At 41.6% G+C, this 25,910-nt stretch carries 20 protein-coding genes and 1 pseudogene; 7 read left to right on the plus strand and 14 right to left on the minus strand.

Features of this window, described 5'->3' with window-relative positions:
* Positions 1 to 18 precede the first annotated feature (18 nt).
* Positions 19 to 282, minus strand: a complete 264-nt coding sequence (locus tag VF06_RS40090; RefSeq protein ID WP_180267617.1) for a hypothetical protein — start codon at positions 280 to 282, stop codon at positions 19 to 21.
* Positions 283 to 441: 159 nt separating this feature from the next.
* Positions 442 to 825 (minus strand): hypothetical protein, encoded by a 384-nt coding sequence (locus tag VF06_RS00485; protein WP_099067622.1) that lies wholly within the window; start codon positions 823 to 825, stop codon positions 442 to 444.
* A gap of 552 nt (positions 826 to 1,377) precedes the next feature.
* Between VF06_RS00485 and VF06_RS00490 the strand changes: the two genes are divergently transcribed.
* On the plus strand, positions 1,378 to 3,282 hold the full coding sequence (locus VF06_RS00490; RefSeq protein WP_099067623.1) for a chloride channel protein: 1,905 nt from the start codon (positions 1,378 to 1,380) through the stop codon (positions 3,280 to 3,282).
* A 215-nt stretch (positions 3,283 to 3,497) separates the two neighbouring features.
* Here VF06_RS00490 and VF06_RS00495 read toward each other — a convergent pair whose 3' ends face one another.
* Positions 3,498 to 3,911, minus strand: coding sequence for an AbrB family transcriptional regulator (locus VF06_RS00495; RefSeq protein WP_099067624.1), 414 nt, complete (start codon positions 3,909 to 3,911; stop codon positions 3,498 to 3,500).
* 625 nt (positions 3,912 to 4,536) lie between these two features.
* Here VF06_RS00495 and VF06_RS00500 point away from each other — a divergent pair.
* The 3 genes from VF06_RS00500 to pyrR all read left to right on the plus strand — a co-directional run bounded on the left by VF06_RS00500 (position 4,537) and on the right by pyrR (position 6,739).
* On the plus strand, positions 4,537 to 4,980 hold the full coding sequence (locus VF06_RS00500; RefSeq protein ID WP_099067625.1) for an Rrf2 family transcriptional regulator: 444 nt from the start codon (positions 4,537 to 4,539) through the stop codon (positions 4,978 to 4,980).
* Between the two features lie 121 nt (positions 4,981 to 5,101).
* Positions 5,102 to 6,085: an adenosylcobinamide-phosphate synthase CbiB gene (cbiB, locus tag VF06_RS00505; protein WP_099067626.1), complete on the plus strand. Its 984-nt coding sequence runs from the start codon at positions 5,102 to 5,104 to the stop codon at positions 6,083 to 6,085.
* A 117-nt stretch (positions 6,086 to 6,202) separates the two neighbouring features.
* Positions 6,203 to 6,739, plus strand: coding sequence for a bifunctional pyr operon transcriptional regulator/uracil phosphoribosyltransferase PyrR (gene pyrR / locus VF06_RS00510; protein ID WP_099067627.1), 537 nt, complete (start codon positions 6,203 to 6,205; stop codon positions 6,737 to 6,739).
* A gap of 66 nt (positions 6,740 to 6,805) precedes the next feature.
* Here the strand turns inward: pyrR and VF06_RS40095 are convergent, their stop codons facing one another.
* From VF06_RS40095 to VF06_RS00530, 5 genes and pseudogenes are all read right to left on the minus strand, one after another.
* Entirely contained in the window at positions 6,806 to 6,961 is a 156-nt protein-coding gene (locus VF06_RS40095) for a hypothetical protein (protein WP_180267696.1), read from the minus strand.
* Between the two features lie 117 nt (positions 6,962 to 7,078).
* Positions 7,079 to 7,462, minus strand: coding sequence for a nuclear transport factor 2 family protein (locus tag VF06_RS00515; RefSeq protein WP_099067628.1), 384 nt, complete (start codon positions 7,460 to 7,462; stop codon positions 7,079 to 7,081).
* Between the two features lie 133 nt (positions 7,463 to 7,595).
* Positions 7,596 to 9,485 (minus strand): annotated as a pseudogene (locus tag VF06_RS00520) (hybrid sensor histidine kinase/response regulator).
* Entirely contained in the window at positions 9,451 to 9,948 is a 498-nt protein-coding gene (locus tag VF06_RS00525; protein ID WP_099067630.1) for a response regulator, read from the minus strand. Before VF06_RS00525 ends, VF06_RS00520 begins: the two are co-directional and overlap by 35 nt.
* Before the next feature lie 436 nt (positions 9,949 to 10,384).
* Entirely contained in the window at positions 10,385 to 13,735 is a 3,351-nt protein-coding gene (locus tag VF06_RS00530) for a PAS domain-containing protein (protein WP_099067631.1), read from the minus strand.
* Positions 13,736 to 14,528: 793 nt separating this feature from the next.
* Here VF06_RS00530 and VF06_RS00535 point away from each other — a divergent pair.
* Positions 14,529 to 15,773: a DUF4912 domain-containing protein gene (locus VF06_RS00535; protein ID WP_099067632.1), complete on the plus strand. Its 1,245-nt coding sequence runs from the start codon at positions 14,529 to 14,531 to the stop codon at positions 15,771 to 15,773.
* Positions 15,774 to 15,857: 84 nt separating this feature from the next.
* Positions 15,858 to 16,784 carry a phosphodiester glycosidase family protein gene (locus VF06_RS00540; RefSeq protein WP_099073236.1) on the plus strand — a complete coding sequence of 309 codons (927 nt, stop codon included), beginning with the start codon at positions 15,858 to 15,860 and terminating at the stop codon, positions 16,782 to 16,784.
* Positions 16,785 to 16,960: 176 nt separating this feature from the next.
* Here VF06_RS00540 and VF06_RS00545 read toward each other — a convergent pair whose 3' ends face one another.
* The 3 genes from VF06_RS00545 to VF06_RS00575 all read right to left on the minus strand — a co-directional run bounded on the left by VF06_RS00545 (position 16,961) and on the right by VF06_RS00575 (position 21,979).
* Positions 16,961 to 17,398: an orange carotenoid protein N-terminal domain-containing protein gene (locus VF06_RS00545; protein WP_099071523.1), complete on the minus strand. Its 438-nt coding sequence runs from the start codon at positions 17,396 to 17,398 to the stop codon at positions 16,961 to 16,963.
* A gap of 197 nt (positions 17,399 to 17,595) precedes the next feature.
* Positions 17,596 to 21,723 (minus strand): PAS domain S-box protein, encoded by a 4,128-nt coding sequence (locus tag VF06_RS42285; protein ID WP_244917987.1) that lies wholly within the window; start codon positions 21,721 to 21,723, stop codon positions 17,596 to 17,598.
* Between the two features lies 1 nt (position 21,724).
* A complete protein-coding gene (locus VF06_RS00575; protein WP_099071522.1) occupies positions 21,725 to 21,979 on the minus strand; it encodes a helix-turn-helix domain-containing protein in 255 nt (84 codons plus the stop codon).
* A 659-nt stretch (positions 21,980 to 22,638) separates the two neighbouring features.
* Here VF06_RS00575 and VF06_RS00580 point away from each other — a divergent pair.
* On the plus strand, positions 22,639 to 23,670 hold the full coding sequence (locus VF06_RS00580) for a 1-acyl-sn-glycerol-3-phosphate acyltransferase (protein ID WP_180267575.1): 1,032 nt from the start codon (positions 22,639 to 22,641) through the stop codon (positions 23,668 to 23,670).
* Positions 23,671 to 23,739: 69 nt separating this feature from the next.
* Here the strand turns inward: VF06_RS00580 and VF06_RS00585 are convergent, their stop codons facing one another.
* From VF06_RS00585 to cysT, 3 genes are all read right to left on the minus strand, one after another.
* Positions 23,740 to 24,006 carry an NIL domain-containing protein gene (locus VF06_RS00585; RefSeq protein ID WP_099071526.1) on the minus strand — a complete coding sequence of 89 codons (267 nt, stop codon included), beginning with the start codon at positions 24,004 to 24,006 and terminating at the stop codon, positions 23,740 to 23,742.
* A 115-nt stretch (positions 24,007 to 24,121) separates the two neighbouring features.
* Positions 24,122 to 25,003, minus strand: coding sequence for a sulfate ABC transporter permease subunit CysW (gene cysW, locus VF06_RS00590; RefSeq protein ID WP_099071520.1), 882 nt, complete (start codon positions 25,001 to 25,003; stop codon positions 24,122 to 24,124).
* The gene (cysT, locus tag VF06_RS00595; RefSeq protein ID WP_099071519.1) at positions 24,990 to 25,850 is read right to left on the minus strand and encodes a sulfate ABC transporter permease subunit CysT; all 861 of its coding nucleotides are present in this window, start codon (positions 25,848 to 25,850) and stop codon (positions 24,990 to 24,992) included. The genes cysW and cysT overlap by 14 nt, the downstream gene beginning before the upstream one ends.
* Positions 25,851 to 25,910 lie beyond the last annotated feature (60 nt).

A 25,910-nucleotide genomic window follows, 5' to 3' on the forward strand; every position in this document is an offset into this window, starting at 1 on the left:
CACTAGAGTTAGGTAATATCAATGTTCTCTATTACCAGAATCTCTTTTTTTACAAAATGTAACCTCCCACACTCGGTTCACCTTAATGGTTGAATTGTTTTTCACCCAGTAGGGTGAGATGTTGTAGCGAATGGGGCATTGGGCAATGGGCAAGCAGGAAGTGTGGGAGGGGTGGGAGGTGTGGGAGGATGAGGAAGAAATCTTTCCCCCCACACTCCCCACACTCCCCACACTTCCCCATCTCCCCATCTCCCCCATCTCCCCATCTCCCCATCTCCCCATCTCCCCTGCTCCCTACTACATATTATTTAATGCCGTTAAATGTAAAACAGTGTTCTATTTGTTGAAGAAACATAGAACACTGCTTCAAATAAATATTATTGATTGCAAAATTAGAAGGATTAAAGTAAAATCTCATTCATCATCGGAAAAAGACGAATATTATGGCGATTTTTCCTGTGGTTTTTTAATTTGTTCTGTAGGAAGCACTTGGCGATCGGAACTTGTGTTTTCCTGAGTGATAGCAATCATACTAAAAAAAATTGCACTTCCTACAGCAAAAGCTACCATAGGACGCTTAAGTAAAACAAAATCCCTGATAATCCTAGCCAAAGGACGGCTTTGACGACGCAGAGCCGAAGAAACCATCATTTGTCTCCAAGTAAAAGGATCGCGGACATAATGGCCGCTTTGGCAAACTACTAGCCGTTCTTGACAATAGGGACAACAAAACAAGCCAATACGCGTTTTAATTGGTTTAGATGTGGCATTTTTTTGGCAAATTGGGCAAGTAACATAATGATTATCAAACGTGTGTATATTCATTTACTCGCTCTATAAGAATAGTTATATTGAATTGGGGTCAACTAAGAGGACAAGGAGAAAGTGAGACACGGATAAGCAAAGACAAACACAGATGGTTATCTTATTGGTTTTGTCTCGTTGTTTCCTAATCTGCCACTCCTATGACTTCTTAAGTATATTTTGACATCAATGCTGAATCACACATACATTCTATTACTACCAAGGATGGCTCAATGGTCGCAACACGAGTATAGCTAGATTTAGGCGAAAATGACTTCTCATTAATGTTTGTGTCTCATAGAACTTGTGTTGACTCTAGAGAGAATATGATTGGCTTTGACTTATGCCCTATCAGCTTAAGCTAGCAAAAACTCTAGGCATCGCTGACCCCTTAACACTAATTGTCTCCCATTTGACTATTGTTCCCACAAAAATTTTGCATAGTGAGATTTTTTGCTGTGGCTTTGTCAATCGAGTAAATAAAGTCTACTTGTCTGGTTGCTAAATAATGGCTCACAATGAGAAGTAACAGATAAAAATTTAAATTTTTTCTTACATTTACCCCGCCTCTCAATGACTCTCTTGCCTCCCACTCAACTGAGGAAGGTAACGGAACAACCTGCCTTTCCCACACCTTCTGCCCGCTTAGTTCACTTAATAAACCGTTTTCAGCCATCCCCAGAAACCGTTGTGCTATTTTTAGCTATGCTAATTGGCGGTGGCACTGGTATGGGTGTAGTCACTTTTCACTATTTGATCGATTTGATCCACCATTTAATGTTGGAAAATTTCATGGGTCAAATTGGTGTCTGGGGTGCTTGGACTCTAGCTTGCGTTCCCACCCTTGGTGGATTAATCGTTGGTTTGATGCGCTGGCGTACTCAAGATTTCGGCCCTGGGCTTTCGTCTCTCATCGCCGCTTCCCAGGGAACAGAGATCAGGCGACCGCTACGACCAGTCACCAAAATGTTAGCCGCATCAGTTTCTTTGGGAAGCGGTGCTTCTTTAGGCCCAGAGGGGCCCAGTGTAGAAATTGGCGCAAATTTTGGTATGTTGTTGTCTGTGATCCTCAACGTATCTCAGGAACGACGACGTTTATTGTTGGGCGCTGGTGCGGCTGCGGGATTAGCAGCTGGGTTTAATGCTCCCATAGCTGGGGTATTTTTCGCCTTAGAGGTGGTGATGGGTGCTACATCCTTTGCTACTTCTGCTGTAAGTGTGGTGCTGCTGGCGGCGGTGGTGGCAGCTTTAATTGCTCAAATTGGTTTGGGGGCACAACCCGCTTTTGATTTACCCGCCTACCAAGTCCGCAGTCCTTTAGAATTACCCCTTTATCTCGGCTTGGGTTTAGGGGCTAGCTTAATTTCTTTAACTTATACTCAATCAATTCGTTTGGCTAAAGCCTGCTTTGCTGGCAAAGTTCCGGGCTTTCAATTTTTGGGGCAAATTCCTCAGCCAATTCATCCAATTATTGGCGGTATTATTGTGGGCGCAGCTGCTTTACAGTTCCCGCAAATTTTGGGCGTTGGTTATGAAACTGTAGAGGCAATGCTTCAAGATGTGCAATTTTCACTGCACCTATTACTTGTACTACTAGTGGTGAAATTAGTAATGACTGCCATTAGCGCGGGTAGCGGTTTTATTGGCGGTTTGTTTGCACCAGCGATGTTTTTAGGTGCTTCTTTTGGTTCGGCTTACGCCAAAATATTGGCTGTGGTATTCCCAGCAATTTGCGAGCAAATGGCGGCTCCTCCTGCTTATGCAATGGTGGGAATGGCGGCAATGTTAGCAGGCAGTGTCCGGGCACCATTAACAGCTATTTTAATGCTGTTTGAATTAACCCGCGACTACCGCATTGTTTTACCTTTAATGGCTGCCGTTGGTTTGAGTGTTTGGTTAGTAGAAAGGATTAAACCAACCTTTAACTCTAATTCCAATCTACAACAAATTGGTCTTTCAGAATTGAAAGATGAACGAGCAGAAATTGTGCAGGAAATTTTGGTAGAAGATGCTATGCATCCCTATCCAAAAAAATTACCTGCAAGTTTGAGCGTATTAGAAGCAGCTGTGGAAATGCTGCGCGATCGCACACGAAGTGTTTTAGTAGTCGATCGAGAAGACCAATTAGTTGGTATCCTCTCTCTAGAAGACATCAACCGTGCCCTTGCTCTTTGGCAAACTTACCCAAATTCTTCAACCGAAATTTCAGGTAATTTATCCGGTCAAACTCTCAAGGACATTTGTACTACTGAAATTATTTATGCATGGCAAGATGAACTATTATCTGAAGCTTTAGACCGCATGAGTGTAAGAGGTTTGCATCAATTACCAGTGGTAGCACGAGACAAACCCGATCGCATTTTAGGTTTACTGGAAAAAGAACAAATTGCATTAACATACAATTTAGCAGTTACCCGCAAAGCACTGCGCCACCATTTACCAGTCTTACCAAAAACAGATATAGTTATTAGTCATTAGTAGAGACGCGATTCTACTCTTACGAGAAGCCGCTCTTCGAGCGTCTACGCGTCTGTACAATCGATGAATTGGCTCTGCAAAATAGTCATTGGTCATTGGTTTTCACAAATGACTAATGACAAAAGACAAATTGCAAAGCCTGATGGTGACAAACCTACCCTCAGGACTTTGTAACAGAGACAAATGACTATTGACAATTGACTAATGACTATTTATTAAGCTGTAGCTTCTAGAGCTTCATCTTCTTCCCGATCTTCTGGATCTACTTGTCTCAAACGAATGTGTTTCTTACCTAAAGTGATCAGAAACTCATCTCCTGGTTTGAGATTCATCTGTTTTGTATAAGCCGAACCTATAAGCAAGTTACCATTAGATTGCACGCTAATCCGATAGCTAGCACTACGTCCACCGCGACCATTTGCACTGGGTGTACTGTCTAACTGAATGCCTTCGGCATCGATTAGGGCATTTAAGAACTTCATCATATTGACGCGCTCTATACCATTTTTGGTAACGGTATAGTAGCCGCACTTCTTGGCTTTGTCTTCCTTGCTCTCGTTCTCTAGCTCTTTGACTTTTTTGAGCAGTTCTTCGCCGACTAGGGGTTCAATTTTTTTCTGTTTAGGCATCAACTTAGGTCGAAAACGAATGTTTGAAGTGTTGGAATCGATTTTATTTTAGCTGAGGTTGAGCTAATAGGAAGATAATCCTTTAGTTTTTATCTCAACATAGCCAAGTATATTACACTAAAAGCCAGAATTGTTATGAGATTACCAAATATTTTCCAAACAATTTATTTTATAGAATGTTGGCAATGCTGATAACTATATATATGTAGTTTGTGAATTACTGCTAAACTATAATTAGTTTAAGTTTTCTAAACTAACCTTCAAAAGGTTGTCTATTTGCTGAAAATCATAACTGAGTCAGACAATGATAAGCAAAACTGAACCTTAGTCATTGGTTATTGGTCATTATGCATTAGTCATTAGGCATTAGTCCTCTCTTACAAAGTTACGATCGAAGGAAACCTCCGCTCATACTTTGCGCTTAGTCATTAGACTTCTAAGAGAAGTCGGGAAAAGGGGAAGGGGAAAGGGGGAAAGGTTTGGTATTTTCCCTTTCCCCAATAAAGATGTATCCCTTTGACCACAAGAGTCCAAAAAGCACTTTTGCAAGAGGTCTATTGGTCATTGGTCATTAGTTATTGGTCATTGGTCATCGATCTAAATAAATGACAAAGGACAAACAACAATGAAACTAACTACCAGAGGACATTACAGTGTGAAGGCATTGCTAGATTTGAGTTTACAGCCAAAATATGGGCCTGTATCTGTAAAAGCGATCGCCAAACGCCAAGATATCCCAGCTCCTTACCTTGAAAAACTACTAATAGAAATGCGTCGTGCTGGGTTAGTGAATTCAATTCGTGGTAGCATCGGCGGATACCAATTGGCAAGAGAACCTCTACAAATATCCATCGGGCAAATTTTAGAAGCAGTAGGCGAGAGCATTACTCATTTACCCTATGGCACTCCTGCACCTACACAAGCTGAAGATTGGGTAACATTTACCCTTTGGCAAAGACTTAATCAAAAGCTCAAAGAAGCTTTGTACAGTATTACTTTGGCAGACCTTTATTACGATGCTCGTAGTTGGCAAGCTTCCCTTGGAGAAGAAGCAAGTTTTGTGGTTTAGTTATTGGAGATTGGGAATTGAGCATTGGGCATTGACTATTGTTAACTAACTAATGACTAAGTGCAAAGTATGAGCAGAGGTTTCCTGCGCTCGTAACTTTGTAAGAGAGGACTAATGACTAATGACATCTGCTGTTGTTTTAATCATTGCGGCACTTTTAGATTACTTAATTGGCGATCCTTGGGGTTGGCCTCATCCCGTCCAATTTATGGGGTGGGTAATTTCTCGATTAACTAAATTTTTTCTGCAATTGTGTCAACATTCTCTAACACAACGCCTAGCTGGAATTTTATTAGGCACGCTTGTCATAATTGGTAGCGGCTTTGTTGGTTTTTTCCTCATTCAAACTGCCAAATGGCTGCATCCGCTATTGGGAATCGCTTCAGAAAGTATTCTTTTGGCTAGTTGTTTTGCTAGTAGGAGTTTGCGAACAGCAGCAATAGCTGTTTTACAACCTTTAACAGCAGGAGATTTAGAACAAGCGCGTCAGATTTTAAGTAATTATGTTGGCCGAGACACACAAAATCTTTCAGAAGCAGAAATTTTGCGAGCAATTTTAGAAACGGTTACAGAAAATGCCACCGATGGGGTAATGGCTCCACTTTTTTATGCAATTATTGGTGTCTTCATACCATTTGTGGGGTCAATTCCCTTAGCTTTAGCATACAAAGCCAGCAGTACCCTTGATTCAATGGTAGGTTATCGGGAAGCACCTTATACTTATCTTGGATGGTTTAGTGCCCGTTTAGAAGATTGTTTAACTTGGCTACCTTGTCGGTTAACAGTTATCACCCTTGCACTTTTATCAGGTAGACCGATGCATGTTTGGCGAATTTGTAGCCGGGATGCAATTAAGGATCCTAGTCCCAATTCTGGTTGGAGTGAGTGCGCCTACGCTGCAATTTTAGGTGTACAAATGGGCGGTAAAAATTGGTATCGTGGGGTAGCTAAACAAAAACCATTGCTAGGAGATGCGATTTATCCCATCACCCCGACTTCTATTTATAATGCTTTGCAACTGACTCGATATTGTTTTTTATTATGGTTAGGGATAGCGATCGCTATCATCTTAATTAGGGCATGGGGCATAGGGCATAGGGCATAGCGCATGGGGAAGAGTGGAACGGGGGGAAGCTTGTTCATAATCTCCCAACACTCTCCCATCTCCTCATCTCTTCATCCTCATGCCCAATGCCCACTCCCCACTCCCCTAAAGATAGCTATGTCTGCAAAAGTAGTTGAGATCCTTTCATCAGAAGAAATTCGTCGTACTTTGACTCGCTTGGCCTCTCAAATTGTGGAAAGGTCGCGTGATTTATCTCAATTGGTGCTTCTCGGTATATATACTAGGGGTGCTTTATTAGCCGAATTGTTAGCACGCCAAATTGAGACCCTTGAAGGTGTAAGTGTTTCCGTCGGCGCTTTGGATATTACATTTTATCGAGATGACCTTGACAAAATTGGTTTGCGAACTCCCGCAAAAACCGATATTCCTTTCGACCTCACAGGGAAAACCGTTGTACTCGTGGATGATGTAATTTTCAAAGGACGGACAATTCGTGCTGCTTTAAATGCTGTACATGAGTACGGAAGACCAGAGGTCATTCGTTTAGCTGTATTAGTAGACAGAGGTCATCGTGAGTTACCAATTCACCCAGATTTTATTGGTAAGCAGCTACCCACCGCCAAAGAAGAAATTGTCAAAGTTTACTTACAAGATTGTGATGGAAGAGATGCAGTAGAGTTGATGGGAGATTAGGCATGGGGCATGGGGCATGGGGGAGCCACTGCGGTCTTGGGGTCTCCCCAAGTGGAGCAAGTGGCGTCATGGGGCATGGGGCATTGGGCAAGCAGGAAGTGTGGGAGGTGTGGGAGGAGACGGAGGTGTGGGAGGTGTGGGAGGATGGTGAAAAAATCTTTCCCCCCACACTCCCCACACTCCCCACACTCCCCACACTCCCCACACTCCCCATCTCCCCATCTCCCCATCTCCCCATCTCCCTTGTCTCCCTCATCTCCCCACTCCCCATTCCCTATGTTCAAGCTAGATGCAAAGAACAATTACACCCGTGTCCCCACGTTTGCCTCATCTCCACATTCACCGCAAAATCGGACTACCGTGATGATGAACTAAATACCACTTGCTCCCGAAAAGCTGAAATACATTTGTAGCTGTTGATTGTGCTTCAAGTCTTCTAGAACGTACCACTTGAAATACATTTTCTATCAGCACAACATAACCAATATTATCAGTTACTTCTGTGGCAATTACATCTGTGCTGATTTCGATGTAAGCAGTGTTTTTAAATATCTGCTCCCAGGAAGCGCAAATCTCTTTCCAACCTCGCAATACTTGACTTCCAGGATGAATACAAAAACTACCAGTTCCCTGCGACCATATTGCACTCATCGCCTCAATATCTTTTCTTTCAAAAGCTCGATAAAAAGCTGCATTAGTAGCTAAAATTTCATCTTTGGTCATGGGGAGGTGGGGAATGGGGGGATGGGGGGATGAGGGAGACAAGGGAAGGGGCAGGGGAGAATAATAACTCCGCAGCCATCTGTCAACAGTCAACAGTCATCAGTCAACAGTCATCAGTCAACACTCAACAATCCTAACTCTTTTTAACTGTACTAATAGTTTGTAATAATTGATTAGCTGTATAAGGTTTAGGTAAAAAGGCTTTTATTCCCATATCATAAGCTGCATCAACTTTATCCGCTGAACTCAGTCCACTGACGGCAATAATTTTGACATCTGGATTAATTTTTCGGAGGGTGCGGATGGTAGTTAGCCCGTCCATAGATGGCATCAGCATATCAGTTAAGACAAGAGATATTTCATCTCTATGTTCTGCATATAAAGCTATGGCTTCAATGCCGTCGCTGGCTGTAATTGCTTTATAGTTATGACTTTCTAATGATGTTTTTGTCACATCTCGAATGGCTGCTTCGTCATCTACAACTAAAATTAATTCTCCTTGACCTGGAGGTAATTCTTGATGTTGTTCTTCTACAGTTTCCGTTGCATCTTGGGCTGGTAAATATACCTTAAATTGGCTACCTTTTCCAGCTTCACTGTATACGTTGATAAAACCACCGTGGCTTTTGATAATACCAAGCACTGTAGACAGACCAAGACCAGTTCCTTTGCCAACTTCTTTGGTAGTAAAAAATGGCTCAAATATCCTGTCTAATATCTCTGCTTGAATACCGATTCCCCCATCAGCAACGCTAATCACAATGTGATGGCCAACTTTAGCATCAATATGCATTTTGGTAAAATTCTCATCAATGAAAAGGTTTTCAGCAGAGATTTTTAAAGTGCCACCATTTGGCATGGCGTCACGAGCATTAACACACAGATTCATCAGTACTTGATGCAGCTGAGTAGCATCACCAGATATAGTCCAGAGATTTGGGGAAATTTGTGTGAAAACTTCTATGGATTTGGGAAAAGTTTCTTTAATAATTTGCTGAATTTCTATTATTAAATGCTTTAATTGTAAAATTGTGCGATCGCCTTCCAGTCCACGAGTAAAGGATAACACTTGCTTGACTAGGTTTGCCCCCCGTTTAGCGTTAGCAATCAATATTGGCAGCAGTCGCCGAGAACGCTCATCATTAACTTGTGCCTCTAATAGCTGAGCTGTCATCAAAATTGGTGCAAGAACGTTATTTAAATCGTGGGCGATACCGCTGGCTAATGTGCCAATGCTTTCTAATCGCTGGGCACGCAGAAATTGGGCTTCTAGTAGTTTTTTCTGGGTAATATCAGTGTTTACAACTAGGATAGTTTGTGTTTTTTTACTAAACTCATGTACCAATGTCCAACGACTTTCAACAATAATTTCTTTACCAGATTTGGTTTTTTGATATAATTCTCCTTCCCAAGAACCATTTTTCATCAAAGTACTGAGTGCTTCTTGAACTTGAGACAGCTGTTTTTCCTACCAGAGAATTCGTGTCTTTTTGTTAATGGCTTCTTCTTTTTTCCAACCGTACAGTTGCTCAGCAGCTTTGTTCCAAAATAAAATTTTATCGTCTAAATCCCGGACAAAAATTGCATCGGTGGCAACATCTAATAAAGCAGCTTGTTCGCGAATTTTCTGTTCTGTTTGTTTCCGTTCAATGGCGTAGCGGATAGAACGCTCTAACAAAGGAGCCGTTAATTGGCTTTTTTCCAAATAATCTGCGGCTCCAGCTTTCATGGCTTCTAGGTCTATTTCCCAATCGCCCTGACCGGTGAGTAAAATCATTGGAGAAGAACAACCGTTGGCAATGGCTTCGCGTAATAGTTCTAGTCCATTGTGCGCCCCCAAACGGTAATCTACTAGATAAATGTCATGTTGCTGCCGAGCAATGGCGCTTCTGGCCGCTTGATAATTATTCACCCATTCTAGGTCGCACTTTGCCACCCGGAATTCGCCGAACCAATAACGAGTCAATATATAATCATCTTCATCATCATCAACGAACAGAACTTTGATGGGGCTGTTGTCCATATTCGTCTCCCATTACTTCTGTTGGCAGTTTCACAGTTTCAAACCAGTATTTTCCTACAGTTTTCATTACCTCAACTAAAGAAGCAAAAGTCACTGGCTTAATGATGAAGGAGTTTGCACCTAAGTCGTAGGTATTATATATATCTTCTTCAGTACTTGAAGTTGACAGTATAATCACAGGAATTCGCCGCAGTTGGGGGTCAGTTTTTATTTCTTTGAGTGCCTCAAAACCGTCTTTTTTCGGCATATTCAAATCTAATAAAATCAACCCTGGATGTGGTTTATCGCTGTCGGTGGCATATCGACCACGATGGTATAAATAATCCATCAAGTCTTCGCCATTGGTGACGATGTACAGTTCAATTGGCAATTGACTTTCTGCCAAGGCCTCACGAACTAACATCCTGTCATCTTCGTCATCATCAGCCATTAAAATTGTGACGTTTGTTTCTCGACCGTTCACTATGCATCGTCTCCTTTGCATTGGTTTATTAGTATGAATCAAGTTATTAACTTGGCACAGATGGCAACTCGCACATTGACAAAAATATGCAAATATGCAGTCAATATATTCAGCTACAGAAGCTGCTTTTTTTAACAATAAACGGCATGTTGTAATCAGAAAGTCGGTATGAAAAAAACAAACTATGTTAATAAAAGTTAATTAAGCTAAAACCATGTTTCCTTCTACCTTCTGCCTTGCAGTCTCCTACTTTATCGTGATAACAAATATTCGCTCCAACTTACTTAGTCGTCTGAAAGGGCAAATAATCGCATCTGATTAATGGTTCACATAATGGTCAATCTATACAATCAATAAGTCCCAGAAAATAAAGGGCACAATTGTACAATTAAGCTAATTTTTTGGTCTGTTCTTAATCCCTCTCTAGGAAGAAAAATTAAGGGACAGAATTAACTGATAATGTGACAAAAAACTTCGAGCCTTGCCCTGGTGTGCTTTGGGCTACGATCGCTCCATCATGACGTTCGATAATTTTGCGACAGATGGCTAAACCTATACCAGTCCCCTCGTATTCACCATTACTATGTAAACGTTGAAAAACATTGAAAATGCGATCGAGATACTTTTCTTCAAAACCAATACCATTATCTTCTATAACTATTTCGCAAAGGTCAGAACTGTTACACAGTTTATTTGTTTGATTGTTTAAAATGCTGCCATAAATTTTGATTACAGGTGGTATTTGTGGGCGGTGAAATTTGAGAGCATTACCGATGAGATTTTGCAACAATTGGCGCATTTGTACCGGATCGGCTTGAATGGTGGGTAACTCGCCGATTTCTACGGTTGCTCCAGTTTGCTGGACATAGATTTCTAAATCAGATAATACTTCTTGGGCGATGTTTGCTAAATTTACCCATACAAAAGGCTGGGCCCTGGTGGTAACTCGCGAAAGTGTCAGCAAGTCTTCAATTAATGTCTGCATTCTGTTGGCAGCATTCTGCATCCGTTCTAAGTAATCCCGTCCCTGTTCCGTTAAAATATCACCGTAGGAAACCTTCAGCCGATCGCCAAAGGTTTTAATCTTACGCAGTGGTTCTTGCAAATCGTGGGAAGCCACAAATGCAAATTGCTGTAATTCTTGATTGGAACGGGCGAGTTCTTGCCGTTGGCGAATTTCTTGTTCTAAAATTTGGCTTTGAGCTAAGGCGATACCGATTTGATCTGCTAGTTGTTGCAAAAGTTCAATTTCCCAGCTAGTCCACTCACGAGGATGGGCGCACTGATGGGCAATCAACAATCCCCAGAGTTCATTTTTCAGTAAAATCGGCACTACAAGGTTGGCTTTGATGGCGAATCTTTGCAGCAATTCCATGTGACAAAGTTGAATATCGGCTTCTTTGATGTCCCTAATGGAACTAATTCCCCCCTGGCGGTAACGTTCGATACAATTTTCACGAAAGCAAAAGTCAGTAATTTCCTGCCCCATAACAACAGGCAAACCGGGAACTACTGCTTCTTGAACTGCCATAAAACAGCCATTTGGCTGTAGGCGCAAGATTAATACCCGATCGGCAAGCAGTAGCTTTTGCACCTCTATGACGCTCGTTTGCAGAATTTCATCAATTTGTAAAGATTGACGAATTTTCAAAGTGATATTAGCGAACAATTGCGATCGCATGTTTTGGCGTTGTAATTCTGCTTGCACGCGGTTGCGTTCGCGTAGGGCGGCTTGACGTTCGGTAATATCCATCATTGCCCCCATAATTCGCACTGGCTTACCGATTTGGTCGTGGACAACGTAACCGCGATCGAACACGTAGGCGTAGGAACCATTACTGCGGCGAAAACGGTATTCATTTGACCAAAATTTTTCACCGCTCTCGATTAAAGCACGCGCTTGGTTAGCAATTCTCTGCCTGTCGTCTGGATGGATATGTTCGCTCCACCAATCAGCAGTAAAACTGATTTGCTCTGGGGAGTAACCAAACAGTGTTTGTAAAGTTTGATTCCACCACACTTTGTTAGTCAGCAAATCCCAGTCCCATAATATATCGTTGGTAGCACGGGCAACAATTTGGAAGCGTTCTTCGCTTTGACGCAATTGTTCTTCTGCTAATTTACGTTCCGTGATATCCGTATGACAACTAGTCATCCGTACTACATTGCCATCTTCGTCCCAAACTGCCTGACCGCGATTCAAGACCCATTTGTAAGTACCATCTTTACACTGAATTCGATGTTCGCTGATGAAAAACGGAGTCATTTGGGCAAAATGATCGGCGATCGCTTGTCTAACAAATCCTCTATCATCTGGATGCAAGCGTGCTGCCCATTCATCAAAATCATCAGAAATTTCGTCTTCTTCATAACCAAGCATTTCTTTCCAACGAGTGGAAAAAAAGACTTGATGATTTTGAACGTTCCAGTCCCAAATACCATCATTACTACCCTGCACCACTAACTGACAGCGTTCTTCGCTTTCTTTGAGGGCGTTTTCCACCTGTTGACGCTCAATGGCAGCAGCGAGAATATTAGCAATAGATTGGAGAAAATAAATTTCATCTTTGGTGAAAGTCTGGTGTCTGGTTGTGTGTGCCCCTAAAACTCCAAAAGGACGCTCTTGACCGTGAATTACTACGCTAATTCCGCTCACTACTTGATGGTCGTGTAGCAGTTGTGGCCCATTAAATCGCGTTTCGCTTCGCAAATCCTTGACAATCACCGGGCCGCAAGAAAGCAGGGTATAACCAGCTTGCGAATTCATCAAAGCGCTGACAGTGGCCTTTCCCACCAAACCAGGTTGCCAACCAATTCCAGCCCTTAGCAGTAATGCATTACCATTTGGCAGTAGTTCTAAAACTTTACAGTACTCAACTTTTAAGCATTGAGCGACGATGCTGACACACAAGTTCATCAATGTAGTTAAGTCTGTTCCAACTAAGGCTATTTGACTGAGTTCTGCCACCATTGCTTGCTGGTTTGCCTGAACTTCTAGTGCTTCCTCTGCTTGCTTGCGCTTGGTGATGTCTACCTCAATTGCAGACATTCCCACAGCCATCCCTAAGGCATCCCGACAGACAACTCCTTTGCTTGCCAAATGGCGAATGCTACCATCTAGCAAAATAACTCGAAATTCAATGTCGTATTCTAGCCCATTTTTAATGGCTTGCTGGTGCGATCGCTTGACAAAATCCCGGTCTTGGGGATGAACGCGGTTAATAAAAAAATCATAAGTATCGTTAAAACTACCTTTTTTCCAACCAAAAGCTGTTTCTAGGTTACCTGAATAATTAATTTCGTTAGTCACAAAATCCCAATTCCAAATGCTCATACCAGCAGACTCTAATGCTAATCTCAGCTGTGCTTCTTGCAGTTGTGCTTGGGCAGTTTGCTGTTGTAATTGTTGCTTAGTACGATGAGCTTCCAGAAGACGGCGCAATCTTTGACGTAATATCGGCCATTGAATCGGCTTAGTAATAAAATCAGTAGCACCCGCAGCAAAAGCTTTTTCCACAGATGCCTGGTCATCAATATCAGTAACTATTAATACTAGTGTTTCTTTGCCATCGGAGAGTGTTTGCAGTTGAGTGCAACAACTAAAACCATCCATTTCTGGCATCATGGCATCTAACAGGACTATATCTGGGTGTAGACGAGTATAGGTAGCGATCGCCTCTAAACCGTTACTCGCTTCTACCACCTGATACCCTGCTTCTTTTAATAGCTGACACAGATACATTCGCATTAAATGGTCGTCGTCTACAACCAAAATCAGGTTTGTCATTTGTGTTTGTGATTTGTCAAACAAGTTTCAGAGACACTGTTGGCGAATTAGAGTTCGCCGATCTTTTGGTTGAGGGAACAGGGAACTCTTAACAATGAGGGTTTTAATTAGAAACCCACCGATGCCTAAGAAGTCCGGCGACTGCGTCGGGCGGGGTAACACTCCCCTTCCAACACCTCCTCTGTTGCCTCTTGCTTGTTAAGAGTTCCCTTTAAACCCCTTTTGTTCGCTGCACAAGAGTTAATTGGATATTTTTTACTTGTCAGTCCCTAAGACTTTGAAAATACGGTCTAGACCTTATTGTACTGAGTACTATTGTGAATTTTTTTATCTACTACTGTGGGAATCGCTGTTTTCCACTTAAAAGTCCTTTGTACATCAATGTTTTGGGCTAACTTGAACTAAATATCAAGATTTCTTGACATTTATATCTAAAAATTAGATGCATATCGCTTAAATGTCATAAAAACATGACATAGCGATCCCACAATAGCTAATAAATTCGTGGAATAGGCAAAAAATCTATTCCAACCCCTTGATCCCTACATATGCTTAGTGGTTAATATTGACTTAACAAATACAGCTTCTCCGATCCCAAAGAAATGCTAATTTCGGCATAGCTAAAGGATTATTCATAGGAAACGACTTCAATTTAAAAACAGACTAAAAACTTAAAAACTGGGCAAAACCAGGAGTCAGGAATAAGAAATTCATCTGGAGTGGATGACATTTTATATCGCATTCTTTAACCAGGGGAAATCATTTACCGCTTAAACTACTGGAGGCCAAAGTAATGGCAAAAGAACGCCCGCCACTAGAGGAGATGACCTTACGGCAACTGCGTAAAGTCGCCAGCGAATATAGCATCTCTCGCTATAGCCGAATGCGTAAATCCCAATTGCTGGCATCAATTCAAGAAGTCCAGCGCAGCAAAATTTCGCTTAGTCCATCTCGTTCATTGGAGGCACAAGAAACCGTGGAAGCAGCTAAGTTTGAATTAGGTCAGGAAGATCGAACTGGTGGATCTCTTGCTGATGTTGATGAAGGACTCCCAGATCTGCCTTCTGGTTATGGTGAAAGCCGGATTGTACTTTTACCCCGCGATCCTCAATGGGCTTACACCTACTGGGATGTTCCCAATGAACATAAAGAAGAACTCCGCCGCCAAGGGGGACAACAGCTAGCACTGCGGATTTATGATGTTACCGACATCAATATCGATTTTCAAAGTCCCCACAGCATTCAAGAATATCCAGCTGACGAACTAGCAAGAGAATGGTATTTACCAGTTCCAGTTAGCGATCGCGATTATGTCATCGATATCGGCTACCGTGCTGCTGATGGTCGTTGGTTAATACTCGCTCGTTCCGCTAGAGTACATATTCCCCCCGTATATCCTTCTGACTGGATTGAGGATGTGTTCATCACCGTCAACTTTGAAGAAGATTTGCGCGGCAAAACTCAATACGAACTCGTTCCACCCGCCAAGAAAGTGGCAACAGCTGGTGCAAATGGCGGCGGTAACCCCATTTACGACCAAATCTTTGGTTTAGCGGAATCTGCCGAAGCACAACGCGTTGCTGGTTCTCTGTTTGGCTCCATGCAGCAAGCTGGTTCAGTACGCCACGAACAAGCCATCAGTTCCTACATATTCCCCTCTGGTGTAGGTATGTGGGCTGTTCCCACCACATCTGGTTTAACCATGTCCGGTGTGGGAATGTCTGGTGTAGGCTTCTCAGCTTCCGCCGTACCAGTGCGTCCGCGCAAGTTCTGGTTAATAGCCGATGCTGAACTGATTGTTTACGGTGCAACCGAACCCGATGCCACTGTAACCATTGGCGGCCGTCAAATTCAACTGAATCCAGATGGTACATTCCGCTTCCAAATGTCCTTCCAAGATGGTTTAATTGACTATCCAATTGTGGCTGTGGCTGCTGATGGCGAGCAAACTCGGTCAATTCAAATGAAATTCAATCGTGAAACACCATCCCGGAACACTAACACCAAAGAAGAAGCCGTTCTAGAGTGGTTTTCTTAAGTTTTAGTTCTCAGATTAACTCCAGACTGAAATTTTAAATTATTCCCCGCTATAGTAATTCTGTAGCGGGTTTTTTGTATGATTATGTCTAAAAAAAATTTACTTTTGTTATTTATGGCGATCGCTGCTGCTAGCTTATTAGTAGGTTGTCAAAAAATAGCAGCTAATTCAGTTTCAAAAGCTTCTCAAACTTGTCCGGGAAAAAATCCCAAATTCAGTATTGATTTTTTTAAAACGAACAATCAAGGACAGAAAAATTCCCAAGGTATTAACCACGTAATTATTTTTAATCCTAAATCCCCAGAATTAGATTTTAAAGTTAATGTTGGTTTAGCTCATCAACTCTACGCCAAAGATGGTCAAGGAAAATTACGAAAAGAATATATCCCAAAACAATTTCGCGAACTCATTGTTGGTGATAACGCGAAATTAAATGGACAGTTACCCATTGCGGCAATTAACGCCGATTATATAGATACCGCCGATCAACCACAAGGCTTAAATATTTCTCGTGGCGTAGAATATTCAGGAGCATTTAAAAATAAACGTTCTTCCTTTGGTATATCAGGAGGTTTATCCACACAACGACAAGCCACCATTCAAGCTGGTAGAAGAAACAGCAATGTTCTCAATTACAATTTAGTAGGGGGTAATGGTAGATTTTATCGTCAGGGTAAATTTAAAGATATTTGTGAAGATTTAGGAGAATTTGCTTGCAAAAGTGCAACTAATCGGTCTATGGCAGCTATTACTAATCAAGGTTATGTAATACTATTAGTGAATGACGCCAAAGCTAATTCTGATATTAAATTATCTCCGATAAATCAAGAGTTATTACCAGATAAATTTGATAATGTCTTGGAAGGTATTGCTAAGAATAACTGTTTAGGGAAGATTCAAGAAGGAATTTTATTTGATGGGGGTATGTCTCCAGGATTGTATTATAATCAAAAGATTTATGTAGAAAATTATGGCCCCATTGGTTCAGTTTTTTTAATTTATAAAAAATAAATATAAAAAATAAATTATTTTTGTATGTCAAACAAAATACCCACCCACAAGTGCAGGTGTGCGTTTTGCACACCCCACAAGAGTTTATAGGACTTATCCAATTCACCTATCTACCCATTCACTCATTAAAAACTTTAGCAGAATCTAGGTTTTGGGGTTTGAATTGAATTTGTTGCTCATACTACACTCAGCATGAAATTAATCCGCTGTTCAAAGTCTAGCTGTTTAATGATTGCTGTAAATTCATCAGTTTCACTTGGTAGTTGATAATCAGATGGTACTGGGATGATAGTTCCATCTTCCATACCTTGTGCTAACAACAGCCAGACTTCCAATTTAGCGTTAGGAATCAAAGTATTGTAGCTTTGGGAGATGTCATTAGCTTTACCTTGAAGCAAATCGCGTTGTGCTTGCAGTTGTTCTTGGTGAGATAAAACTTTAATTCGATCGAACACTGCTTTTCCAAGGGATTCTACACTTGGAGGAGGTGCAGGTTGTAACTGGTTTTTAATATCTAGGTAACCAAACCAAAGTATACCTAGTTGAGTATCTACATCGAAGCGTCGAAAAATTTCTAAAGCTGGTTTTGTGCTTTCGTTAACTGCGTAAGCCATAAAAAACTCCAAAAAAGTCTAAGTTTTTGAGAAAATTATTCTCAATGCTTCATCAAAGTTAACGAATCAAGGGAAACCAATAACTCTACTTATGGTATGAACGGCATTCACTACAGAAGACAGATCGTAGATAACTCAAATTGCTACTTATAAAAATGCTCAATTGAATGTATGGATTTTCTGGCTAAAATTGGGAATCAGAAAATTAGGCTAGCGATCGCCCGCACTAACTTTGCTGGTTCCACTGGTTTTGTAATATGCTTATCGAATCCAGCGGCAATTGCTTGTTGATAATCAACTTCAGCAGCATAAGCAGTTAAAGCAATGGCCAAAATTTTTCCTCCCAGTTCTGGAGGCATATCTCTGATTCGACGGATCAACATATAGCCGTCTACTTCAGGCATTCCAATGTCACTTACAAGTAGATTTGGCTGTAAATCAGGGAGAATTTTTAGTGCTTCCATAGCGGAGTCTACCTGCGTTACCATTGCCCCAGACTGTTCCAAAATGAAAGCAATTAACTCTCGCGTATCGCGCTCATCATCCACCAACAGCACTTTCACCCCACTCAAATCGGGCAAATCATTTGATTGTCCATCTATTTCCCGATGCTTGAGATGAACCTTAATCAATGGCAACATAACTGTAAAGGCTGCTCCCTGTTCTTCGCCCAAACTTTCTGCCTTTACTGTACCGCCATGTAATTCCACGATGTGACGAACAATGGCCAATCCTAACCCCAACCCCCCGAATTTTCTGGTGGTTGCGCCATCAGCTTGTCGGAAGTAATCAAAGACGAATGGTAAAAAGTCGGCGTTAATTCCTTTGCCTGTATCGCATACTTGCAGTTGAGCATGAGAATCAACACAAGCTAAACTGATTTCTACTTGTCCGCCTTGGGGTGTAAACTTAATGGCATTAGAAAGCAGATTCCAAATTACTTGTTGTAAGCGGACTGAATCACCTGCTACTAAAAATTTGGAATCGTAGCCTTGGTGCGCCGACAGCACCACTTGAATTTGAGATTTAAGATTGTCTGGTTGTTTATTAAACTCAATGGATGCTAAATTTCTGTTAGTATTTTCTGATGCCAAATCTAAAATCACAAATCGCAAATTGATAGATTTAGCTTGGGCAGCTAAACGCACGGTTTCTAAAGCTGCGGCGATCGCACCGACTAAATTCACAGGAGCAACATTCAAGCTGAGTTTTCCTTGCAAAATGCGAGAAACATCCAGCAAGTCTTCAATTAATTGAGTTTGCAGCTTCGCATTACGCTCAATGGTTTCCAAAGCACGAGCGGTGGTTGCGGCGTCATACTTTTTAGTTTGCAGCATCTTTGACCAACCAAGGATGGGATTTAGCGGCGTGCGAAGTTCGTGGGAAAGAACTGCTAAAAATTCATCTTTGATGCGGTTAGCCTGAATTAATTGCTCTTTTCGTCGCTGTAACGAAGCCATTAATTCAAAACGTTCCAAAGCAACCGCCACCTGATCTGAAGTTGCTTGCAGTAGGGCAGTTTCCTCTAAAGTAAAGTGCATACGCCTGCAACTGGCAAAAGAAAGTACACCGAGCAGCTTTCCTTGCACAATCAATGGTTGACCTGCATAGGCTGTAATTCCCAAACTATGAAGTATGTGTGCATGGGGATGGTTTGAGTGGGGCACGTCGTTGAGGATAATTTGACGCCGTTCTTGGGCTACTAGTCCACAGATTCCTTGATCGAATTCTAAGTATTCAATTGTTTTAAATACTTCTTCTGTAATGCCGTTCCAAGCTACCAAATGAAGTTTATTTTTATTTTCGTGGGTTTCAATCAAATAGTTAAAGTAAAAATCCAAATCCATCTGCGCCGAGAGTTTACTGAACAAAGCGTTCATCAAATCCAAGGGGCGCTCGGTTGACAGCAAATCGCTGGTTGTTTCAAATAGCAACTTCAGCCCTTCACTACGTTCTTGTAAGGCTTTTTCTGCTTGTTGGCGTTCTCTAAGGGCCCGTTCGCGTTCGGTAATGTCAACTGCAACTCCTCCCACCAACAGTTGTCCGGAGGGGTCTGCAATGGGAAACTTGTATACTAAAAATTCCCCAAGGCTGCCATCTGGGCGTGGGGCAGACTCAATCACTTCCAAGACTTGATTCGTGTCGGTAACAGTTCTCACATTATTGAGGAATAACTGAGCAATTTCGGCTGGATATAGCTCAAAAATGTTTTTATTGATGGGGTTGTTTGTTGCTAAATTAAATGTGCGGAAATAAGTGGGGCTGAGATAAAGTACGCGTCCCTGTGCATCTGTAATCCAAGCTGCCGCCGGACTGTTGTCCATAAAAGCTTGGAAGCGTTCTTCACTTTGGTGCAAAGCTTTTTCGATTTGCTGGCGTTCGCTAATATCAAGAACAAACATCACTGATTTGTGCCGAGATTCTCCTACTAGGGAGTAGCCAATAACAACCGGTACGCGAGAACCATCTTTGCGAATGTATTCTTTTTCATAAGGAGTACAAGCTCCTTTTGACTTGGCTTCAGCGATGGCCAGTTCATCCAAATAACGATACTCTGGTGGTGTAATTTCAGTCCAGCGTAGTTTAAGAACTCGCAAATCCTCTTGGGTGTAGCCGACAATTCGCAGAAACTCGTCATTGGCTTCATTGATGCTACCTTCCACATCGCCAAATATAATGCCGACTACATTCGCTTCTACAAAACTCCTCAGCTGCTCCTCACTAGCTTTAACTGCCGCTTCTGCCTGCTTGCGAGCAGTGATATTCATGATGCTTACCAATACGCTGTCAAATTTAGCATTTTCTGACCCAAAGCTAATGGTAAACAGGACGTTGAGACGTTCTCCCTGGAGAGTTTTGAGAATTGTCTCTGATTCCAAATAAGTTTCCCCATCAGTAATTGCCAACAATTCTTCGATAAATACCTCTAGGGTTTCCGGTACGAATATTTGTTGGAGTGACACCAAAAGTTCATTTTTATTTTCAGCGCCAAACATTCGCACGGCGGCATTATTCACGTTGACAATTCTCACCATGTCAACGGCTTGTTGAATAAATTCAGGGTGTTCGGCAAAAAAGGCACGAAAATTTTCCACACCTTGGGCTTTCAAATTATCCAGCGCTGCTTTTACAAGGGAAAAATCTTCTTCCAGAATTGACACACCTGCGGCTTCAAAAATATAGCGATATTTTCTCTCCTGTTCTTGCAGCGCCTCTTGTGTCTGTTTGCGTTGGCTGATGTCACGAAAAAAAATATCGAGACCATCTTCACAAGGGTAAGCGTGAATCTCTAACCACAAGTCATATTCGCATGGCAAATAATAATGATGTTCAAAATAAACGGGAATTTGTTCTGCCATCGCTCGTTGGTATTGATGCTCTAGGTTTGTACCTACTAATGCTGGCCACTCTTCCCAGTGGGACTTACCAAGAACTTCTGTACGAGATTTGTGGTTAATTCGCTCTGCTTCAGCATTTTGGTAAATGATTCGCCAATCTCTGTCTAAACTGATGAAAGCATCACTCATGTTTTCCAAAGTGCGCGTCACTCGCTCATTGGCTTGTTGTAGTGCCGCTTGTGCTTGTTTGCGTTCGCTCAAATCAACAACAAAGCCAATAACGGTTTCTTGGTCATCTTCTACGAGGACAGAACCAAGCAAAACAGGAACGCGAGAACCATCTTTGCAAATATATTCTTTTTCAAAAGGTTTACAAACTCCGCTGCTTCTGAGTTCCTCTACGGAACGTTCACTGACAATCAAAAACTCAGGCGCGGTGATTTCGCGCCAGTCTATTTGCTTACCAGACAAATCCTCTCGCGTATAACCGACCATCTTCAAAAAAGCATCATTGGCTTCGATGATGTCACCGTTGAGGTCGCTGGCGATGACTCCAATGATGTTAGATTCTGCGAGTCGGCTAAACCGCATTTCGCTATCTCGTAATAACTTTAGACTTGACTCTGCTTTGGCTTTAGCAGTTTGTAATTCTGAGAAAAGTGCAGTTATTAATAAAGATACTAATGAAAAAGTTGTTAATCGCACCAAAACGCTAAAGTTTGGGATCTCAAAGGAGTAGACTGGTTGAATGAGAAAGTAGAAGGCGATTATGGCAGATAAAGCGATCGCTAGCATTCCCACTTCCATGCCACCATACCACGCGCTAACCGCCACAGCAGCATAAAAAAACGTAAACACACTAGGATCGAATACTGGTTGTAATAATCGCGCCATCATTAAGGCAACTATTATCGCCAATATCATCACGCCATAAATTGCTGAGCGAGAGCGCATCATCAAGAATTGTTCTAGTAATTTGACGCTCATATCAAGAGTCCTCCCCTTGCTGTACTTTAGAGAGATACTCCTTTATTAGTCTTTTCCCTGATTCGCCCATCTTCTCTAACATTTCTTCAATTAGCTTTAGTGCCATCTGTGAAGGCACCACATATCCCTTTTCCCAGCGATTTACTGTTCGCACGGAAACTCCCAAACGGGCTGCAAACTTTTTCTGGGACAGATTCAGTTGCTGCCGAAGTTCGCGGATTAAATCTGCAATTTTTATAGATTTTTCTAGTTCCATAGTCAGCAGAGTAAGCCAAATATTACGTCATTTGTCTCCGACTTGAGGCAGAATTTTAAGAATCATCAGATATTATCTATCCACGGGTAAATTACATCTTTTGGTAAACCCAAACATCAGTTATTAGTGTTTGCTGCTGAGCGTAAAAGCATTGCTAAAAGAATGCTCTGCCGCTTGTAGCTACCACAATTTACGCCAACAAAAAGTTATTGAAATAAGAGAAGTGCCAAGGGTATTTATAAAATAAAAATAAAATTTGCTTGGTTACACGATGACCAATAGTATTATTGAAGATTGTTTAATTGTTTCAAAATACTATACATTGCTAAAAATATAGCAATCCCAAAGAAATTGGGAAATATGACATATTAGAATTATTGACTGTAGACTGTTAACCGTTGACAGTTTACAGTCTACATTGATATTTTTCACAACTGAAATAGGATTGCTATAAGTGCATAATATTTGAAATTATTGCACTTGAGATTTTTATTGAAAAATCAAATTCTGAGGCTGAAATTCCCGACTTATTCAAAAATGCAAAATGTTGTTTATGCAAAAAGAGTAATTAATTTTACTTCTGGAGTAAGATGCAATGGCAAAAATGTCAAGCTAAAATATACTCTCAAGTCGATTGTTGCCTAATTTTTATTGCCATTTTGATTAATCAACACTCAGAAAATCTTCTCAATACTCAGCTGGAAAATGCACCAGTCCAAGGCTATAAATTTAGCTGGTTTGACTGGTTTTGTCTTTGGTATCCTCCAGGCTGGTTGATTTTATTTAACCGCCACTGGCAACACTATCATCAAGATCCAGATGGTTGGCATTGGCTTGAATATGGATTATTTTTAATTCCTGGCGGATTTTATTTAGCAATGCTGAGTCGTTGGTTGCGTTTGGGTTGTCGTTCGCCACGCCAAGAAGTTGGCGAATTCGATGCCAATTATCAACAAGCTTTTCGCCAAGAAGTTATTGGCCCCATCGTCAAATATTATTTTCGAGGAGAATTGCAGCAAATTGAAAACGTGCCACCAAAGGGGCCATTAATTGTGGCCATGAACCACGCCGGGATGTGTTTTCCTTGGGACTTTTTGACCTTGGCTTATTTATTAGGAGAAGCCAGAGGATGGAAAGTGCAACCCTTAGCAAATCCAGCATTATTCGATCATCCTTGGATGGTTTGGTGGTTACCATCTAAATGGTCGCAAGTATTGGGTGGTGTGAGAGCAGAATTAAATGATTTTGAGGTTGCCATTGCCCAAGGTAAAATTCTTCTTTATGCACCCGAAGGCATCAGGGGGCCTGCCAAAGGTTGGACAAAACGTCATCAACTACAAAAGTTTGATGTTAGCTTTATGCAACTGAGCGATCGCTATCATATTCCCATTCTTCCAGTAGTTTGCATCGGTAGTGAATTTTTGCATCCTTGGACTTTTAATATCACCAAATTACAACGGCTAATCAAATTACCATTCTTGCCTTTTTCGCCTTTAATGCCTGCCTTACTTTTGTTTCCCTCAATGGGAGTTTGGGCAATGAAAACTCGTCTGCGTTATTTCATTCAGCCCTTGGAACCAGCAGAATTAGCGACAAATTCAAATAAAGGACGTACAGCAGTTTATCAACAAGCCCAAAAATTACGAGAAAAACTACAACTTCAAATTAATCAGCTATTAAGTCAATTTTGACGTTGATTCAGATAGTTAAGTTTAATACCGTTTCTTTTTAAAAAATTAGCAAACAGCAATCAAATAACTTTACCAATCACTAGTTTTTGTATCGTCCCAGACTTCCAACTCCAAATCATGGAGATAAGTTAATGCACTGTGAATTTGTGCCTCTGTTCCTTTAAGTTCTAGGTCAAACCAACCATCACCGACAGCATTTGCTCCCAGAATCGCTGCCGTAATATTCACAGTCAAATTGTAATCAGACACCAAGCGAGAAATCACAGGTTCTTGATGATAGTCCTTAGGAATTCTGAGTCGAATTCGTTTGTTGGTAGGTGTATTGTTACTAGTCATAGAGGGGAGTGGGGAGGTGGGGAGGTGGTTCGCTAAGGGAAAAGGGTAAAGGTTAAAGGGAAAAGAGAGATCTTTCCTTTCCTCCTTCCCCTTTGCCCCTTGCCCTATGCCGACCCTATTCAACATCTTTAATGCGGGTTTTGCGTTCTAAAATCTCTTTGAGGACTAAGGTGACTACTGCTAGTAAGGCTAATAGTACGGCGGCAGAAAAGGCTGCTTCGGTTTCATACTGTTTGTAAGCGTCTTCTACAAACAATGGTAAACTCTGGGTTTGGTCGGCAATGTTGCCTGATACTACTGAAACTGCGCCAAATTCACCCATTGCTCTGGCGTTGGTCAAAATTAAACCGTAGAGTAAGCCCCATCGGATGCTGGGTAAGGTGACGCGCCAAAATATTTGCCAATCTTTAGCGCCTAAGGTTCTGGCTGCTTCTTCTTGGTCTTTGCCAAATTCCTCTAAAACTGGAATTACTTCCCGCGCTACGAAGGGCATACTGACAAAGGCTGTTGCCAGTACCATACCTGGAACGGCAAAGATAATTTTGATATCGTGTGCTTGCAGCCAAGGGCCAAACCAGCCATTGCGTCCGTAAAGTAAGACAAGCATCAACCCTGCGACTACGGGGGAGATGGAAAAGGGCAGGTCAATGATGCTTAAAACTACGGCGCGTCCGGGAAATTTATGGCGAGCGATCGCCCAAGCTGCACACAAACCAAATACTGTATTTAATGGGAGAGAAATGGCAGCCAACAATAGTGTCAACCAAGCTGCATGGAGAAAGGCTGGTCGTGTCAGGTTAGATAGAAATGGCCCGACTCCTTTGCTGAAGGCTTGGACAAAAACGTTAATTGCAGGCAGATATTGAACTAAGCTTAAATAGGCGATGGCAATACCAATTAAAACTATTGGTACCCACTTTTTCTGCTCTTTTGGTTTGGCTGTATCTTTAATTTCATCAGATGCAGATGAGTGAAAACTTGGCTTATCTACTGTCATATCGCCTTGCCCATGCTTGTAAGAAATTAATTGCCAATAGCAATATCAATGAAATTGATAGTAGAACTATGCCAATTACTGTTGCACCAGAATAGTCATACTGCTCTAATCTTTGGAAAATCAACACAGGTGCGATTAAATCTTGGAATGGTGTATTAGAAGAAATAATCACTGTTGAACCATATTCTCCAACTGCACGGGAAAAACCCAAGGCAATACCAGTCAAAATTGTCGGAAATAATGGCGGCAAAATCACTTTCCAAAATGTCTGCCATTGAGAAGCACCCAAACACCAAGCAGCTTCTTCAATTTCATGTTCCATTTCCTGGAGTACGGGTTGCACAGTTCTCACCACAAAAGGCAGTGAGATAAAAATCATTGCTAGGGCTACTCCTGTGCGAGTAAAAGATACTTTAATTCCTAAAGGTGATAGCAGTGAGCCTATCCAACCGTTGTCGCTGTAAACTGTTGCCAATGTTAAACCTGCTACCGCAGTTGGCAATGCAAACGGTAAATCTACTGTGGCATCAACCAAGCGTTTTAATGGAAAGTCGTAGCGGACTAGAACCCAAGCAATCAAAGTACCAAATACGCCATTGAGTAGTGCAGCAAACAATGAAGTGACAAAAGTTACGTTGTATGTTGCTAATGCAATATCGCTAGTTGCGATCGCCCAAAACCTCGCTGGAGGTTCAGTACTTGCTTTCAGAAACATCGCAATTATGGGGATAAACAACATCACCGTCAAGTAGGCAATGGTGATTCGCCAAGTCCACGGAACTTGCTGCAATTTCTTCCACAATGATGTTTTATGTTCGACTTCTACAGAAGGAGATACAGTCGTCATAGTCAAAAATTCAAAATTTAAAAAGAAGTCAGAAGTCAGAAGTCAGAAGTCAGAAGTCAG

Origin of the sequence: Nostoc linckia z4, assembly GCF_002608075.1 — a bacterium.
GTDB classification, from domain to species: domain Bacteria; phylum Cyanobacteriota; class Cyanobacteriia; order Cyanobacteriales; family Nostocaceae; genus Nostoc; species Nostoc linckia.